This is a genomic window from Myxococcus sp. CA056, from assembly GCF_013336715.1.
In the GTDB taxonomy this organism is placed as follows: domain Bacteria; phylum Myxococcota; class Myxococcia; order Myxococcales; family Myxococcaceae; genus Myxococcus; species Myxococcus llanfairpwllgwyngyllgogerychwyrndrobwllllantysiliogogogochensis.
Genome location: NZ_JABUMT010000010.1, coordinates 156,155 through 172,491 on the forward strand (window position 1 = coordinate 156,155; position 16,337 = coordinate 172,491).

Below are 16,337 nucleotides of genomic sequence, written 5' to 3' on the forward strand. Positions count from 1 at the left end.
CCCTTCTATAACCCGGTCCCCACGCGGCTCCCAGCGCACGTCACCCGCGCTGTCGGGACTCCCACTCAGAGCACAACAGTCCCCAGTATTGCTGGTCCTTGCGCTCCCCGCGCAGCATGCAGTGCCCGCGCATCGTCCCCTCCAGCGTGAAGCCCAGCTTGCGCGCCACGCCCTGGGACGCCAGGTTCTCCGACAGCGTCGTCAGCCACACCCGCTCCAGGAAGGGCAAGGTGAAGAGGCGCTCCAGCATCATCCCCACCGCGCGCGAGCCCAACCCGCGCCCGTGGTACGCCTCCGACAACATGTAGCCCAGCTGCGCCCGGCCATGCTCCCGGGACACGTCCCGAGCGGACACCGTGCCCACCCACGCGTCCTGGTACCGCACGAACCAGCGAAACCCCTTCGCCCGAGGCTCCTCCAGCGAACTCGCCTCCAGGATGCGCTTCACCAGCGTCTCCGGCGAGTCCTCCTCGGTGTCCACGTAGCGCCGCGCGGCGGCTTCCGCGCGCAGCGACATCCAGAAGTCCACATGCTCGGGCCGGGCGGGAACGAGGAGGAGGTCCGAAGCCGAGGAGCCAGTCGTCATGGCCCGACTTCTAACGCGTTCCACCTCGGAGGACTGCTTCCACGGCGGCGCCCCTCGCTCCGCCGGAGAGCCGCCGACCTCAAGGCCAGCGGCGCTCGTGCCTCGAAGGGCCCTACGGAGTCACGCCGACGTCAGTCGGCGTTTGAGGCGATGATGGTGGCGATGATGATGACGGGGATGGTGATGGCAGGCGTAGTCCCGCCCACCGCCCCCTCGAGCTGCCCCAGCTGATTCACGTCCAGGGTGCGAAGGGTCTCCTTCTTCAGCGACAGCTTCTTGATGCTTTGCGCAGTCATGGCGTCTCCGAGTCCTGGTGAATGCAACACACCGCACCGAGCCCCTTGGCTCGGCCATTCGTCAGGTTAGACGGACGCCGAATCCCGCACACCTGGGTGCGAAGACACTCACGCCCGAGACGCGGCGAGGGCCGCCACCGGAGCGTCCTGGCTCCCGGCGCGGCCCTCGTCCCCCCCTCGCGTGGCGAGAGCGAGTGTCACGTCATCAGAGTTTGGTAATCGTCCCGTTCTCGATGCGGAAGTCCACGCGCGTGAACTTCGCCGCGAGCTCGCTGTCCGTCTTGAACGAGTAGTCCTTGGCCACCTCGGAGCTGGGGATGAGGTGGTAGGAGGCCAGCGCCTGCGTGCCCTTGAGCTCCATCACCACGAAGCCGTGCTCGTCACCATTGACGTAGCGCATGCCCGGGTTGGAGGCCATGAGCGAATCGTTCAACTGCGTGACGACGTACTTGTAGATGGGGCTGTTGGGCGCGTAGCCCGCGCCGAAGACGGCCAGACCCGCCAGCTCCTTGATGGAGCCGGAGGTAATCGCGGGCGCAGTCAGCGTGGGCACGCCCGACTCCTCCGACGCGAACGACGCGTGGATGTCGCCGGAGATGAACATCGCGTTCTTCACCTGGTTCGCCCGGACGAACGCCAGCAGCTCCTCCTTCTTCGTGGGGAAGCCGTCCCACTGGTCCACGCTGAAGTAGAACGCCTGACGCAGCGTCGCTTCACCGATGTCCGGCTTGTCGGACAGGTCGAACACCATGGACGTCATCGACACGGAGCTGACGACAATCTTCCAGGTGTTGGTCGACTGCAGCTGCGTCTGGAGCCACGCCTGCTGCGCCTGGCCGAGCACGTCCTCCGTGGCGCCCTGCGAGGCCCCATAGGTGAGGCGCGAGAACAAGTCATAGATGGGCTTCACCACGATGTAGCGCGAGCCCTGGATGCCGAACAGGCCCGCCTTGCCCATGTGCACGTAGGCCAGACCCCGGGGCGCGCCCGTCGCGGAGAGCAGCGGAATCGCCGGCTGCTGCGCCGCCACGCGCGCGGTGTTCACCGCCGTCAGCACCTGGTTGACGTAGAAGAGCGACTGACCGCCCTTCACCCATGACCCGGCCTTCTCCGTGGCCTCCGCCTGGGTGAGGCCCGCGCCCATCGCCTGCTGCACGTACGCGCCCTGCAACACCGCCTTCTGCACGGCGTGCTCCGCCGCGTCGATGTCCACGTAGGCGAACGTCTCCGACTGGAGCAGCGCCTGCACCGGCGCGGGCAGGTTCGGCAGCGCCACGGCCAGCAGCTGCGCGGGCACCGCCACCCGGCCCGGGTACGCGTCCTCGGGGATGAGGTGGTCCGGACGGAAGGTGCGGTAGTCGGCCACCGCCAGCTTCAGCGCCTTGCCGAACTCGAAGTCACGGTAGACGCGCGTGTTCGGGTACACCGGCGCGGCCGCCGGGTCCATGGCGCCCTCCGCCGAGTTCGTGTTGTCCAGCGGGATGTACTCGAAGAAGGCCCGCTCCGAGTTCTGCTTGCGCTCCAACTGCAGCTCCGACGCGCGCCCATCCAGGTACGTCGCGTTGGGCCCCCAGCTGTCGTCGGAGAACTCGTGGTCGTCCCAGATGACGATGAACGGGTAGCGCTCGTGGACCTTCTGGATGATTTTGTCCGTGCGCAGCGTCTTGTAGAGGTCGCGGTAGTTGGACAGCGAGTTGGCCGCGAAGAAGGCCCTCAGCCCCGTGCCCACCTTCAGCGCCTTCTCCGGCTCGCTGAACTTCACCGTCCGGGTGTCGCCGCCCGACTGGAAGGACGGGTCGCCCGTCGTCTCGTAGACGTAGTCGCCGAGGAACACGACGAAGTCCAGGTCCTCGTCGAGCTGCAGCAGCCGCTGCCACGCGTTGTAGTAACGGCCGATGTAGTCCTGGCAGCTGGCGAAGGCGAACTTCACCGCCACGTCGTCCCCGGCCGCCGGCGCCGTGCGGGTGCGGCCCGTCGCCGTCGTGTACTTCTGCCCGCCCGTCTCGAAGGTGAAGCGGTAGTAGTACGTCGTGCGCGGCGACAGGTTCGTCACCTTCACCTTCAGCGCATGGTCATTCGCCACCAGCGCCGTGAAGCTCCTGTCCAACACCAGGCTCGAGAAGCTCTCGCTCGTCGACACCTCCAGCCGCACCGGCGCATCCGCGCCCGCGTTGTCGGGGTTCACCGCGCGCACCCACAACACCACGCTGTCCGGACGCGGATCTCCCGAACAGATGGACTGAGGGAAGTACTTCGCACCGTCATGGGTCTGCGTGTCGTCGTCGGAACAGCCGAATGAGGTGCTTGCCGCGACGGCAACCACGGCCTGCAGGAAGCTGCGACGCTTCAATCTGTCGAACAAGGCGGGACTCCCGAAATGGAGCGCGGGTGAAGGACCAGCGCGCGCGAGTCTACGGCCCTCGTCCATCACTCCGGAAACATCCCCGCCACGCCTCCGACACAACGCACCGTGTCAGCACTCCGCGACGCATGCGACTCACGCGGCCCGCATGAAACACGACGGGGCTGCCCTCGACTGGAGAGGACAGCCCCGAACGGCGTGTCGAGAGGCGGCTCGCGAGGAGCCGCCGTCACCGACTCACTTCACGGCCTTCACGCGCGGGCGCTTCTCGGTGGTGGCCTCGGCGGGAGCCTCCTCCGCGGCGGGAGCGGCGGCGGCGCCCGGGCCCTTCGCGATGCCGTACTTCTCCAGCACGCGCGCCTCAATCTCCTTCGCCACCTCCGGGTGCTCCCGCAGGTAGTCCTTCGCGTTCTCACGGCCCTGACCGATGCGCTCTCCATTGAAGGAGAACCAACTGCCGCTCTTCTCCACGATGTTGTCGTTGGAGGCCAGGTCGATGAGGTCGCCCTCACGGGAGATGCCCGAGCCGTACATGATGTCGAACTCGACCTCCTTGAACGGAGGGGCCACCTTGTTCTTCACGACCTTCACGCGGGTGCGGCTGCCCACCACGTTATCGCCGTTCTTGATGGCGCCGATGCGGCGGATGTCCATGCGCTGCGACGCGTAGAACTTCAGCGCGTTGCCGCCCGTCGTCGTCTCCGGGTTGCCGAACATCACGCCAATCTTCATGCGGATCTGGTTGATGAAGATGACGCACGTCTGGCTCTTGGAGATGGTGCCCGTGAGCTTGCGCAGCGCCTGGCTCATGAGGCGCGCCTGCACGCCCATGTGCGCATCGCCCATCTCGCCCTCGAGCTCCGCCTTGGGGACGAGCGCGGCCACCGAGTCCACCACCAGCACGTCGATGGCGCCCGAGCGCACCAGCATCTCCGCGATTTCGAGCGCCTGCTCACCGGTGTCCGGCTGGCTCAGGAGCAGGTCGTCGGTGCGCACGCCCAGCTTGCGCGCATAGCCCACGTCCAGCGCGTGCTCCGCGTCCACGTAGCCGCAGATGCCACCGCGCTTCTGCGCCTCCGCGACGATGTGGAGACACAGCGTCGTCTTGCCGGAGGACTCCGGTCCGAAAATCTCGATGATTCGGCCCTTCGGCACGCCGCCCACGCCCAAGGCGATGTCCAAGGAAATCGAGCCCGTCGAAATGGCCTGCACGTCGTGCATCAGCGGCTCGTCGTTGCCGAGCCGCATGATCGAACCCTTACCGAACTGGCGCTCCACCGCGGACATCGCCAGCTCGATCGCCTTTTCCTTCTCCTGATTCACGGCCATTTGACTTGAGCTCCTTGTATTGGCGAGCCACCCCGGCTCACCTGAACGCGCTTTTAGTACGCGATGGGTAGACCCTAGTCCACCCGTCTGACATCCGTGTTGCATCCTGTCGGTCAGCTAGCTCTCGCGGAGGGCAGCCAGGAGGACGGCGACCGCGCCTGCCACACCTGCCCACAGCCCCCCGGCGTGGCCGGCCGACCCCAGGGCCAACAGCAGCCCGTAGCCCGACACGAGGGCCAGCAGGCCCAGGCCCAGCCGGTACACGGGACTGCGAGGCGGGGCAAGCCACAAGGCCATCATCGCCAGCACGCTCAGGCCCACCTGCAAGGTCACCGTGCCTTCGACGGTGCCCGGCCGCAGCAGCTCCTCGAGGACCTGGGCCAGCAGCCCGCCGGTGAGCACCGTGGCGGGCACTCCAGCCCCGAAATCGAAGACGCTCTTGCGGCCGCCGGGCCGGGCCGCGGTGTTGGCGCGCAGGTGCTTGAGGTCGTCGGGCTCGACTTCCAGGGCGTAGGGAAAGCCCAGGGACAGGAGCGCCTCCACCGCCACCGCGCGGCAGGAGCGCCCCTCGGCGTCCACCAGTCCGTCCAGCCTTCCGCCGTCAAGCAGCCGGTGCAGGGTGTCCGCCACCTGCCGCTCCCCGCCCCCGGTCCCCAACTGCTTCAGGGCTTCATTGAGGCGCGCGGCCGCCTCGGGCCGCTCCGCCTGGGAGGCCCCCACGGCCTGCTCCACCCGCACCAGCAGGGGCAGGGGCAGCTCCACCGGAGGCGTGGGCCGTCCGGCCGCCTCTGACGGAGGAGGTGCCCAGGCGGCGAGGTCCGCCAGACGCTCCTCGTCCGCGCCCTCCTCGGGTCTGGAGCTGGGTGGATGTGTGCGCGTGGCGTCCGACACGGGGAGACTGTATCCACGGAGTCCCGCGCGGTTCAAAGAGACGGTGTCCGCAACTTCTTGCGGGTAACGGGGTTGAAGTCGACCGTGGACGTGGATTCGGACGCACAGGCGATGCTGAAGGTGGCCGCAGGGGACCGTCGGGCGTTCGCCTGGCTGTTCGACCGCTACCATGCGAGCGTGGCGCGTTTCGCCTTCCGCTTCGTGGGAGACAGGGAGCGCGCGGAGGAGCTGACGCAGGACATCTTCGTGAAGCTCTACCGCAACGCGAAGGCGTACCAGCCCACGGCGCGCTTCAAGACGTTCCTGTTCCGGGTGGCCACCAATCACTGCCTCAACGAAGTACGGCGCGGGGAGTACCGCGTGGCCCACACGTCCACCGAGGCGCCGGACGGCGAGGAGACCGGAGGCGTGGAGATGGCGGGGCCGGACGGCGACAGGCCGGACCAGGCGCTGGCGGGACGGGAGCTGGAGCAGGCGGTGGGCAACGCGCTCCGCGACATGAGTGACCGGGAGCGCGCGGCCTTCACCATGTGCCGCTTCGAGGGCATGGCCTACCGGGACATCGCGGAGGCGCTGGAGGCGAGCGAGTCCGCCGTGAAGAGCCTCATCCACCGGGCGACGCTGGCGGTGGCGCGCAGGATTGAAGAGCTGCAGGCGGGCACCGTGCCCGCGAGGAGCAGGGCATGAGCTGTCATTTCGAGGAAGACCTCACGGCCTACGTGGACGGCGAGCTGCCCGCGGCCCGCCGCGAGCAAGTCGCATCCCACCTGGGCGGCTGCACCGGGTGCCGCGCGACGGAGGCGCTCCTGCGCCACACGGTGGCAAGGGTGGCGGAGTTGCCGGACTTCGTGCCCTCGGTGGACACGAGGCGCGCGGTGCTGGCGAAGCTGGATGCGCTGCCGGTGCCGTGGTGGGAGCGGCTGCGGACGTTGCTGCGCCCGGCGGTGCTGGTGCCCTCCGCGGGGCTGGCCGTGGCGGTGGGGCTGGCGCTGGTGGTGGTGGGGCCGGGCCCCGAGGCACCCGAGGAGCTGGAGGACCCGGCGGTGATGGAGCTGGCGGCGAACCTGGAGCTGGTCGAGGACTACGAGCTGTTGGGGCTCGACAGTCCCGAGGACCTGGAGGTCGTCGCGAGCCTCCACGAACTGGAGGTGGCGCAATGACGGGCCGGACGTGGATGGCGCTGGGCCTGGGGGTGGCGCTGCTGACGGGCGCGGCCGCGCGCGCGGAGACGGAGCGTCCGGCGACGGCCGCCGAGCGCTTCGAGAAGATGACGCCGGAGCAGAAGCAAGCGCTGCGCGGAAAGCTGCGCGAGTTCAAGTCGCTGCCGAAGGACGAGCAGACGCGCATTCGGGGCAACCTGGAGCGCTGGCGCAAGCTGCCCCCCGAGGAGCGCGAGCGACTGCGCGCCAACCAGCGGGAGCTGCGCAAGCTCAACGTCGCCGAACGGCAGGCCCTGCGTGAGCAGGCGCGCGAGCTGAGGAAGATGGACCCGGAGCGGCGCGCCGCGATGCGCCAGCGGATGAAGGCCTACCTGCGGGAGAACCCGGAGCGGCGCGAGCAGCTCATGGAGAACATGCGCCGCTGGCGGCAGATGACGCCCGAGCAGCGCCAGGAGATGCGGGAGCGCGTGCGCGAGAGGCGGCGCAGGTGAGCCCCGCCTCGCCGCTCGTGTTGTTCATGATGCTCCTGGCGGCCCCGGTGGCCGCCGCGCGGTCGGCGCCGACGCCGGAGCGAGACGCGAGGCCCCTCGTCGGCACCGCGCGCACTGTCTCCACGCGCCCGACACCCACGATGAAGCGTGACGCGCGGCCCTTCGTCGGCACCGCGCTCGCCTCCTCCGCCTCCGCGCGCTCGGACCCCACTCCTGGGCACGCGGGAGCCCCGCGCACCCTTGGCGAGGGCCCGTCGGAGACTCCTCGCACCGAGGAAGCTCCCCTCCCCCCGGTCCCCGCCAGGACTCCGTCGCGTGAGCCCACCCGACCCGCGACAGCCCTGTCAGAGGAGGACCGCGAGGTGGTGGAGAACCTGGAGCTGCTGGAGAGCATGGACGCCGCCGAGGACCTGGAGCTGCTGATGGAGCTGGCCCAACAGGACTGAGCGCTCCCCGCCCGGCACCAAGTCCTCTCGAAAACGACGAAAGCCCGAGCTCCCTCGAGGGGAACCCGGGCTTCGCGTGCGTCAGGGACGCTCGAGCGGCGGCTACTCCACCGTCACACTCTTGGCGAGGTTGCGCGGCTGGTCCACGTCATTCCCGCGCATCTCCGCCACGTGGTACGCGAGGAGCTGGAGCGGAATGGTGGCAATCACGGGCGCGAGCAGCGCGCACGCCGCCGGAACCCGGATGACGTGGTCGGCGAGCCCGCCCACCTGGTCGTCGTCCTCGTCGATGACGGCGATGACCTTGCCGCCGCGCGCGCGGACCTCCTCGATGTTGCCGATGATCTTCTCGTAGGCCACGTGCGGCTTCTTCGGCGCGATGACCACCACCGGCATCTTCTCGTCGATGAGCGCAATCGGGCCGTGCTTCATCTCGCCACCCGCGTAGCCCTCCGCGTGGATGTACGAAATCTCCTTCAGCTTCAGCGCGCCCTCCAGCGCCACCGGGTGCATGGGGCCGCGACCGAGGAAGAGGAAGTCCTGCGAGTTCATGAACTCACGGGCCACGCGCTTCACGGCCGGCTCGCACTTGAGCACCTCTTCAATCATCTTCGGGATTTCCGTCAGATGGGTGAGGTGCTCCTGCGCCGCCGCCACGGACAGCGTGCCGCGCATGCGGCCCAGCTTCACCGCCAGCAGGTAGAGAGCCACCAGCTGCGTGGTGAACGCCTTGGTGGACGCGACGCCAATCTCCGGACCGGCGTTGGTGAGGACGGAGAACTCCGCCTCGCGCGTCATCGCGCTGCCAATGACGTTGCAGATGGCCATCGCCGTGGCCCCGCGCGCCTTGGCCTCCTTGAACGCCGCCAGCGTGTCCGCCGTCTCACCCGACTGGCTGATGGCGATGGCCAGGTGCGAGGACTCGACAATCGGGTCGCGGTAGCGGAACTCGCTCGCCAGCTCCACTTCCACCGGGAGCCGCGCCAGCGTCTCAATCATGTGCTTGCCGGCCACGCCCGAGTGCCACGACGTTCCGCACGCCAGGATGGTGATTTTCGTCAGCGAGCGGACCTTCTCGGGCGTCATGTTCCAGCCCTCGAAGTGGACGTCGCCCTCGGTCAGGAGCATCCGGCCGCGCAGCGTGTCCGCGACGGCGCGGGGCTGCTCCCAGATCTCCTTGTGCATGAAGTGCTTGTAGCCGCCCTTCTCCGCCATCATCGGCGTCCAGTCGATGCGGCGGGTGGCGCGGTTCACCGGCTGACCCTGGCGGTTGAAGATGTCCACCTTGGCGGCGGTGACGATGGCCAGGTCACCCTCCTCCATGTAGACGATGTCGCGCGTGTGCTCGAGCACCGCGGGCACGTCGCTGGCGATGAAGTTCTGCCCCTCGCTCAGTCCCAGCACCATGGGCGACGCGTTCTTCGTGCAGACGATGCGGTGGGGGTCCGTCGCGCTCACCACCGCCAGCGCGTACGTGCCCTTCACCTGGTCAATGGCCCCGCGCACCGCGTCCGGCAGCTCCTTGCCGGCCTCCAGCTCATCCGAGATGAGGTGGGCGAAGACCTCCGTGTCCGTCTCCGACGAGAACACGTGGCCCTTGGCGCGAAGCTGCGCCTTCAGTGACAGGTGGTTCTCGATGATGCCGTTGTGGACCACCGCGACGTTCTTGTACGTGTGCGGGTGCGCGTTCTCGTCCGAGGGACGGCCGTGCGTGGCCCAACGGGTGTGGCCAATGCCGATGTTGCCTTGCGGCTGGTCCGCCACCACCCGGTTCTCCAGGTTGCGCAGCTTCCCCGTGGCGCGCACCACGTTGAGCTGGTTGCGATTGACCACCGCGACGCCCGCCGAGTCATACCCCCGGTACTCGAGCTTCTTGAGCCCGGACACCAGGATGGGAGCCGATTCCTTGTCACCGACGTAACCAACAATCCCGCACATATTCAGACCTCTCTCTCACGCCCACGCCCGCCGGAGCAAACCGAGGGATACCCATACTTCTCTGGGAGTGGCTGTCAGGCCGCTCCCCAAGCAAGAGCCACGCCCGCGCTCAACCGCCCTTCGCCGCGCGGCGCGCCTTCTTCGCGGCCACCCAGCCTTCCTTCGTCACCTGTGGCGCGCGTGACACAGCGAGGCTGCCGGGCGGCACATTTTTCGTCACCGTGGTGCCCGCCCCCACGTAGGCGCCGTCCCCCACCTTCACGGGAGCGACGAGCTGCGTGTCGGAGCCGATGAAGACGCCGTCTCCCAGCTCCGTGAGGCTCTTGTTCACCCCGTCATAGTTACAGGTGATGGTGCCCGCGCCCACGTTGCAGCCCGCGCCAATCTTGGCGTCACCCAGATAAGTCAGGTGGTTGGCCTTGGTCCCCTTGCCGATCTGCGCCTTCTTCGTTTCCACGAAGTTACCCAGATGCACATCCTCGGCCAGCTCCGTCCCGGGACGCAGGCGAGCGAACGGGCCAATGACGTTCCGCACGCCGACCTTCGCCTCCTCCAACACGGAGTAGGGCTTGAGCACGGAGCCGTCCGCCACGGTGGAGGCGCTCACCACACAGCCGGGGCCGATGGTGACGTTCTCTCCCACCACGGTGCCCGCCGTCAGCACCACCCCGGGGCCCACCTCGCTGTCGGCGCCCACCACCACGTCCTCTTCGATGAAGGTCGTGTCGGGGTCCAACAAGGTAACGCCGGCGCGCATGTGCGCCTCGTTGATGCGGCGCTGGAGCACCCGCGCCCGCGCCGCCAGCTCCACCTTGTCATTCACGCCCGCGGTCTCCGTGGCGTCCACGTCCACGGTGCCCACGCGACCCTGCTTCGAGGCGAGCTCCACCAGGTCCGTCAGGTAGTACTCACCCTGCGCATTGTTCGGTTTGATTTCGGCCAGCGCCTTCCAGAGGAAGGCCGCGTCGACGGAGTAGATGCCCGCGTTGCACTCCTTCACCGCGCGCTGCTCGGCGGTGGCGTCCTTCTGCTCCACCACCCGCACCACCCGGCCCCCCTCGCGAAGGACGCGGCCGTAGCCGGTGGGGTCGTCGAGCATCGTCGTCACCATCGCCAGCACCCCGCCCGCCTCGTCGTGCGCGGCGAGCAGCGCCGCCAGCGTTTCACGACGGAGCAGGGGCACATCCCCGTACAGGATGAGGACCCGGCCGGAGAACCCCTTCAGGGCCTCTTCCGCAGAGCGCACCGCGTCCGCCGTCCCGCGCTGCTCACGCTGGAGCGCGAAGCGCAGGGGCGCGTCCGGAAACAACGCCCGGACTTCCTTCTCCACGCTCTCCGATTGATGGCCCACGACGGGCACCACCGTGGAGGCGCCAAGCTCGAGCGCTCGCTTGAGGGGATATGCGCACAGGGGCTTTCCGAGGATGGCGTGAAGGACTTTCGCCTTCTTCGACTTCATCCGCGTGCCCTTGCCCGCACACAACACCACCGCCGACAGAGCTGTCATGCGGCGGAGAATTAGGGACAGGGAATCGAGTCGTCAACCGCGCGAGGCTCCGAAGTCTCGGAGGTGTTGTCAGGTCGCGGCTTCGCGCTCACGGCCACGCACAGCGCGTTGCTCTTCACCGTGATTCCGAAGCTCGGCTTGAGAAAGAGCGTGACCCGCCCCGAGGGCGGAACAGACCCGGACCGGGTCGGTTTCTCAGGTGTGACCGGTGCGCTCATTTGCTCCCCCAGTCGCGACTCATGACCGGGGAAGGATGCACCCTCTTGAAAAACAATCCAAGAGGAAAATTGTTGCTGAGTTGAAATCATGGTCCGGTGCGGACAGTTCGTGCATACCGGGAGAGGTGTAGTCGGTGCGGCGCCCCCGAGTCCCGGCCCCCAGGTGTGGGTGAGTGTCCGCCGGGTAACACAACATCCGCGACGAAGGCCAGCCACAAGGTATTGATTGCGCCCCCAGGAGGGGACTTTCCCGTGAACGACACGAGCTTCGAGAAGCAAGCCCCGCGCACGAGCGCGAGGGTGCTGGAGGCGACGGTGCGAGGGCTGGCGGTGGCGCTCGTATTGATGGCGTGTGTGGCGCACGCGGCGCGGCCGTACCGGGGTGGCGCGGTGGCCACGGCGTATCCGCCGGCCAGCGAAGCGGCCTTGAAGATGCTCGACAAGGGCGGCAACGCGGTGGACGCGGCGGTGGCGGCGGCCTTCGTGGCGGCGGTCGTCGGGCCGTACCACTCGGGGGTGGGCGGCGGCGGCTTCGCGCTGGTGCACGACGCGAAGTCCGGCGCGACGCGGGTGCTGGACTTCCGCGAGGTGGCGCCCAAGGCGGCCACGCGGGACATGTTCCTGAAGGACGGCAAGGTGGTGCCGGGGCTGTCCACGGACGGCGTGCTGGCCGTCGCCGTGCCGGGCGCGGTGGCGGGATATCTGGAGCTGCTCAAGACGCACGGCACTCTGCCCCCGTCCGTTGTCCTGGCGCCGGCCATCGAAGCGGCGCGCAAGGGCCTGTGGGTGACGCCGCGCTACCGCAGCATGGCCGAGGGCCGGCTGGAGTGTCTGCGCAAGGACCCGGAGGCGACCCGCGTCTTCCTCGTCAAGAACGAGCAGGGCGAACACGTCGTCCCGCCCATCGGCCACCTGCTGCGCCAGCCGGACCTGGCGCGCACGCTCACGAGCATCGCCAAGAGCGGCCCCAAGGGCTTCTACTCGGGCGCGGTGGCCAAGGGCATCGTCGACACGGTGCAGGCGGGCGGCGGCGTGCTCACGCTGGAGGACCTGGCGTCCTACAAGACGCGCAAGCGCGAGCCGCTGGAGGGCAGCTACCGCGGCCACCGCATCCTCACCATGCCTCCGCCGAGCGCGGGCGGCGTGGCGGTGCTCCAGGTGCTGGGCGCCATGGAGCAACTGCGGCCCCAGGGCTTCGGCTTCAGGGACCCGGAGGCCCTGCACCTGTACGTGGAGGCGCTGCGGCGCGCGTACGTGGACCGCGCCAAATACCTGGGGGACCCGGACTTCGCCGACGTGCCCACCGCGCGGCTCATCTCCAAGGGGCACATCGCGGACCTGGCGGGCTCCATCGACCCGAAGAAGGTGACGTCCAGCCTGGCGCTCCTGCCCCAGACGGCGGGCACGCAGGGCTCCACGCTGACGGACAAGCCGGTGACGCTGACGCCGGAGCCGGAGCGCAAGAACACCACGCACATCTCCGTCGTGGACAAGCAGGGCAACACGGTGGCGCTGACGGCCACGGTGAACTACGGCTTCGGCTCGTGCGTCGTCGCCAAGGGCACCGGCGTGCTGCTGAACGACGAGATGGACGACTTCGCCGCGCAGCCCGGCGTGCCCAACGCGTACGGACTCGTCACCGGCGAGCCCAACGCGATTCAGCCCGGCAAGGTGCCCCAGTCCTCCATGTCGCCCACGCTGGTGTTCTCCAAGGAGGACCCCAAGCGCGTCATGCTCGCGGTGGGCAGCCCGGGCGGGTCCACCATCCCCACCACCGTCATCCAGGTCATCAGCAACATGGTGGACAGCGGCATGGACGTGGCGCGCGCGGTGAATGAAGGCCGCGTCCACCACCAGTACCTGCCGGACGAGTTGTGGGTGGACAAGTGGGGCCTGGAGCCGGCCACACTGTCGGCGCTGGAGGCCAAGGGGCACAAGGTGCGACGCGTGGACCAGTGGGGCGACGCGGAGGCGGTGTTCATCGACCCGAAGACAGGACTGCGCTTCTCCGCGAGCGACCCGCGCAACGAGGGCCTCTCCCTGGGACAGGATTGAGACCGTGCCCGAGCCCCTGCCCATCTTCGACGCGCACCTGCACCCGGAAGGCCTGAGCGATCAGGACCTCGAGTCGATGCGTTTCTTCGGAGTGGAGCGGGCGCTCGTGGTGGCGCACCACTTCCCGGAGCCCACGTCCAAGGCCCTGCTGCGCCACTTCGACGACGTGGTGGAGCGGCAACTCCCCCGGCTGGAGAAGGTGGGCATCCGCGCCTACGCCGCGTTGGGTGTCCACCCGCGCTGCATCCCCCGGCGCGGCCTGTCGGAGGTCCTCTCCGCGCTGCCCGACTACTTCCAGGGCGGCCGCGTCGTCGCCCTGGGCGAGACAGGGCTGCACGCGGGCGGAGAGGAAGAAGAAGAGGCCTTCCTGGAGCAGCTCGCGCTGGCGCGAAGCCTCAAGCTGCGCGTCGTCGTGCACACGCCCCTGGCGGACAAGGAGCGCCACACGCGCCGCATCCTGATTCTGCTGCGCCAGTCCGGCGTGCTGCCCTCGCGCGTGCTGGTGGACCACGCCACCGCGCGCACCGTGCGCACCATCCTGGAAGTGGGCCACTGGGCCGGACTCACGCTGCACCCGGAGGCACTCGCCGCCGAGCGCGCCGTCGCGCTGGTGCGCAAGCTGGGCAGCGAACGACTGGTGCTCAACTCCGACGCCGGTGACGGCGCCGGTGACATCCTGGGCCTGGCCCGCGTGGCCAACCTGCTCTCCAAGGCCCGCCTCTCCGAACGCGTCGTGCGCCGCGTCGCCCGGGACAACGCCGCCCGCTTCTTCCAGGTGGGCACCTGAGCCACACACGTCTGTGCCGCCCTTCACACCGACTCACACTTCAGGGCAGGTCGATTCACTTCCTGACTCCAGTCGGGTTGAATTTTTGCAACAAAAGACACCCCAATCCGTCCTCATTGGCGAGAGCGCATACGGGGAAGCCCCAGGCTCCGCCGCTGCTTTCACACTCCGGTTCGGGAGGGCCCTTTGCGTTCCACGTTCGTCATCGTCGCCGCCGTCATGTTCGTGGGGTGCGGGGGTGCGTCGACCCGGCCCTCCGTTCGCACGGGCGACACGCGGGGGGCGCCCGCGCCGGAAGCCGGCCGCCTGCTCGCCGCCACACCCGAGCGCTTCATGGAAGCGTGTCGGCGCGACATCCAGGAGGCCCGTGGCGCGGTGGCGCGACTGACGGCGCCCGGCGCCCGGCGCCTGGCGACCCAGGCCCTGCTCACCACCTATGACGACGCCGTGGCGCTCCTGGACGACGCGGTCGGCCGGTCTGGCATCGGCGCCAACGTGCACCCGGACGGCGCCTTCCGGGCCGCCGCGGAGCGGTGTGAGCAGGCCGTGGAGCGGGTGCGCACGGACATCTCGTTGGACCGCCGCGTCTACGACGTGCTGGCCTCGTTGGAGTTGGAGGGTCAGGACGCGCTGACCCGCCGCTGGGTGGCGCGGGTGCTCAAGGGCTTCCAGCGCGCGGGCGTGGACCGGGACGAAGCCACGCGGGAGCGGGTGCGCGTGCTCCAGGAGGAGCTCATCGTCCTGGGCCAGGAGTTCAGCCGCCACATCCACGAGGACGTGCGTCACCTGGACGTGGCCCCGTCAGCGCTGGCGGGCCTGCCGGAGGACTACGTCCGCGCCCACCCGCCCGGCCCCGATGGCCGCGTGCGCCTGGCCACGGACTCCTCGGACCTGGGGCCCTTCATGACGTATGCGCGCGACACGGCCGCGCGCGAGGCGCTGTGGCGCCTGGGACGGCGCCGGGGACATCCGCGCAACCTGGACACGCTCGCGCGGATGCTCCAGGCGCGCCACGCGCTGGCCACGCTGCTGGGCTACCCGAGCTGGGCGGCCTACGCGGCCGAGGACAAGATGGTGCGCCGACAGCAGGTGGCGGCGGACTTCATCGAGGAGCTGGCCGCCGCCGTCGACGGCCGCATGCGCGGGGAGTACGCCACGCTGCTCGCGCGCAAGCGTGAGCAGGTGCCCGACGCCACCCACGTGGAGCCATGGGAGCAGGCGTGGCTGGAGGACCGGGTGCGCGCCGAGCAGTACCGCTTCGACTCGCGCGAGCTGCGGCCCTACTTCGAATACACGCGCGTGAAGCAGGGCGTGCTGGACCTCACCGCCAGCCTCTTCGGGCTCACCTACCGACGCGTGCCGGACGCCCCCGTCTGGCACCCGGACGTGGAGGTCTGGGACGTCTACGAGGGCACCGAGCGCCGGGGCCGCTTCTACCTGGACATGCACCCGCGCCCCGGCAAGTACACCCACGCCGCGCAGTGGGACCTGGCCATGGGCCGCGCGGGCAGGTCCCTGCCGGAGGGCGTGCTGACATGCAACTTCCCCCGCCCCGGCACGCGGCCCGCGCTGCTCCAGCACTCCGAGGTGCGCACCTTCTTCCACGAGTTCGGCCACCTGCTGCACCACGTGCTGGGCGGCCGCGCCCGCTGGGCCGGGCTGTCCGGCACGCGCACCGAGGTCGACTTCGTGGAGGCCCCCGCGCAGGTGCTGGAGGAGTGGGCCTGGAGCGTGGAGTCACTCCAGCGCTTCGCCCACCACATCGACACGGACGCGCCGCTGCCCGCCGACCTCATCTCCCGCATGCGCCGCGCGGACTCCTTCGGCAAGGGGCTCTGGGTGCGCCAGCAGCTCTTCTACGCCGCCGTCAGCCTCAATCTGCACGCCGGCAACCCCGAGGGCACCGACTCCACCGCGAGCGTCCTGGCGCTCCAGGAGCGCTACCTGCCCTTCCGCGCCGTCAACGGCACGTACGCCCACCTCGCCTTCACCCAGTTGGATGGCGACTACTCGGCGCTCTACTACGCGTACCTCTGGTCGCTCGTCATCGCGAGGGACCTGCTCACGCCCTTCGAGGAGCACGGGCTGATGGACGTGGAGACCGCCCACCGCTACCGCGACACCGTGCTGGCGCCGGGGGGCTCCAAGGACGCCGCGGACCTGGTCCGGGACTTCCTCGGCCGGGGCTACGACTTCGGGGCGTACTCGCGCTGGCTGGAGGGTCGCTGACGCAGCCCGCCGGGGGCTGTAAATTCAAAGGGCCCCGCGATG

Annotated in this window: 14 protein-coding genes; 7 read left to right on the forward strand and 7 right to left on the reverse strand. The window is 69.2% G+C overall.

Features of this window, described 5'->3' with window-relative positions:
• Positions 1-40: 40 nt before the first annotated feature.
• The 5 genes from HUA76_RS31615 to HUA76_RS31635 form a co-directional block, all read right to left on the reverse strand.
• Positions 41-586 (reverse strand): GNAT family N-acetyltransferase, encoded by a 546-nt coding sequence (locus tag HUA76_RS31615; protein ID WP_174462922.1) that lies wholly within the window; start codon positions 584-586, stop codon positions 41-43.
• Between the two features lie 131 nt (positions 587-717).
• On the reverse strand, positions 718-882 hold the full coding sequence (locus HUA76_RS31620; RefSeq protein ID WP_174454774.1) for a class I lanthipeptide: 165 nt from the start codon (positions 880-882) through the stop codon (positions 718-720).
• Positions 883-1,087: 205 nt separating this feature from the next.
• Entirely contained in the window at positions 1,088-3,244 is a 2,157-nt protein-coding gene (locus HUA76_RS31625; RefSeq protein WP_246137822.1) for an alkaline phosphatase, read from the reverse strand.
• A gap of 237 nt (positions 3,245-3,481) precedes the next feature.
• Positions 3,482-4,573: a recombinase RecA gene (recA, locus tag HUA76_RS31630; RefSeq protein ID WP_141648877.1), complete on the reverse strand. Its 1,092-nt coding sequence runs from the start codon at positions 4,571-4,573 to the stop codon at positions 3,482-3,484.
• 117 nt (positions 4,574-4,690) lie between these two features.
• Entirely contained in the window at positions 4,691-5,464 is a 774-nt protein-coding gene (locus HUA76_RS31635; protein WP_174462924.1) for a hypothetical protein, read from the reverse strand.
• 84 nt (positions 5,465-5,548) lie between these two features.
• Here HUA76_RS31635 and HUA76_RS31640 point away from each other — a divergent pair, with 84 nt between their 5' ends.
• From HUA76_RS31640 to HUA76_RS31655, 4 genes are read left to right on the forward strand one after another with little or no spacing between them, the layout of a single operon-like run.
• Positions 5,549-6,151: an RNA polymerase sigma factor gene (locus HUA76_RS31640; RefSeq protein ID WP_371823543.1), complete on the forward strand. Its 603-nt coding sequence runs from the start codon at positions 5,549-5,551 to the stop codon at positions 6,149-6,151.
• Positions 6,148-6,624, forward strand: a complete 477-nt coding sequence (locus HUA76_RS31645) for an anti-sigma factor (protein ID WP_174462926.1) — start codon at positions 6,148-6,150, stop codon at positions 6,622-6,624. The genes HUA76_RS31640 and HUA76_RS31645 overlap by 4 nt, the downstream gene beginning before the upstream one ends.
• Positions 6,621-7,115, forward strand: coding sequence for a DUF3106 domain-containing protein (locus HUA76_RS31650; protein WP_141648873.1), 495 nt, complete (start codon positions 6,621-6,623; stop codon positions 7,113-7,115). The genes HUA76_RS31645 and HUA76_RS31650 overlap by 4 nt, the downstream gene beginning before the upstream one ends.
• On the forward strand, positions 7,112-7,561 hold the full coding sequence (locus HUA76_RS31655; RefSeq protein WP_174462927.1) for a hypothetical protein: 450 nt from the start codon (positions 7,112-7,114) through the stop codon (positions 7,559-7,561). Before HUA76_RS31650 ends, HUA76_RS31655 begins: the two co-directional genes overlap by 4 nt.
• Before the next feature lie 102 nt (positions 7,562-7,663).
• Here the strand turns inward: HUA76_RS31655 and glmS are convergent, their stop codons facing one another.
• Both glmS and glmU read right to left on the reverse strand, forming a co-directional pair.
• Positions 7,664-9,499: a glutamine--fructose-6-phosphate transaminase (isomerizing) gene (glmS, locus tag HUA76_RS31660; RefSeq protein WP_141649119.1), complete on the reverse strand. Its 1,836-nt coding sequence runs from the start codon at positions 9,497-9,499 to the stop codon at positions 7,664-7,666.
• A gap of 109 nt (positions 9,500-9,608) precedes the next feature.
• Positions 9,609-11,018, reverse strand: coding sequence for a bifunctional UDP-N-acetylglucosamine diphosphorylase/glucosamine-1-phosphate N-acetyltransferase GlmU (gene glmU / locus HUA76_RS31665; protein ID WP_220137960.1), 1,410 nt, complete (start codon positions 11,016-11,018; stop codon positions 9,609-9,611).
• A 551-nt stretch (positions 11,019-11,569) separates the two neighbouring features.
• Between glmU and ggt the strand changes: the two genes are divergently transcribed.
• From ggt to HUA76_RS31680, 3 genes are all read left to right on the forward strand, one after another.
• On the forward strand, positions 11,570-13,279 hold the full coding sequence (gene ggt / locus HUA76_RS31670) for a gamma-glutamyltransferase (RefSeq protein ID WP_174462993.1): 1,710 nt from the start codon (positions 11,570-11,572) through the stop codon (positions 13,277-13,279).
• A 4-nt stretch (positions 13,280-13,283) separates the two neighbouring features.
• Entirely contained in the window at positions 13,284-14,066 is a 783-nt protein-coding gene (locus HUA76_RS31675) for a TatD family hydrolase (protein ID WP_174454768.1), read from the forward strand.
• Positions 14,067-14,399: 333 nt separating this feature from the next.
• The gene (locus HUA76_RS31680) at positions 14,400-16,295 is read left to right on the forward strand and encodes a M3 family metallopeptidase (protein WP_174462994.1); all 1,896 of its coding nucleotides are present in this window, start codon (positions 14,400-14,402) and stop codon (positions 16,293-16,295) included.
• Positions 16,296-16,337: the final 42 nt, after the last annotated feature.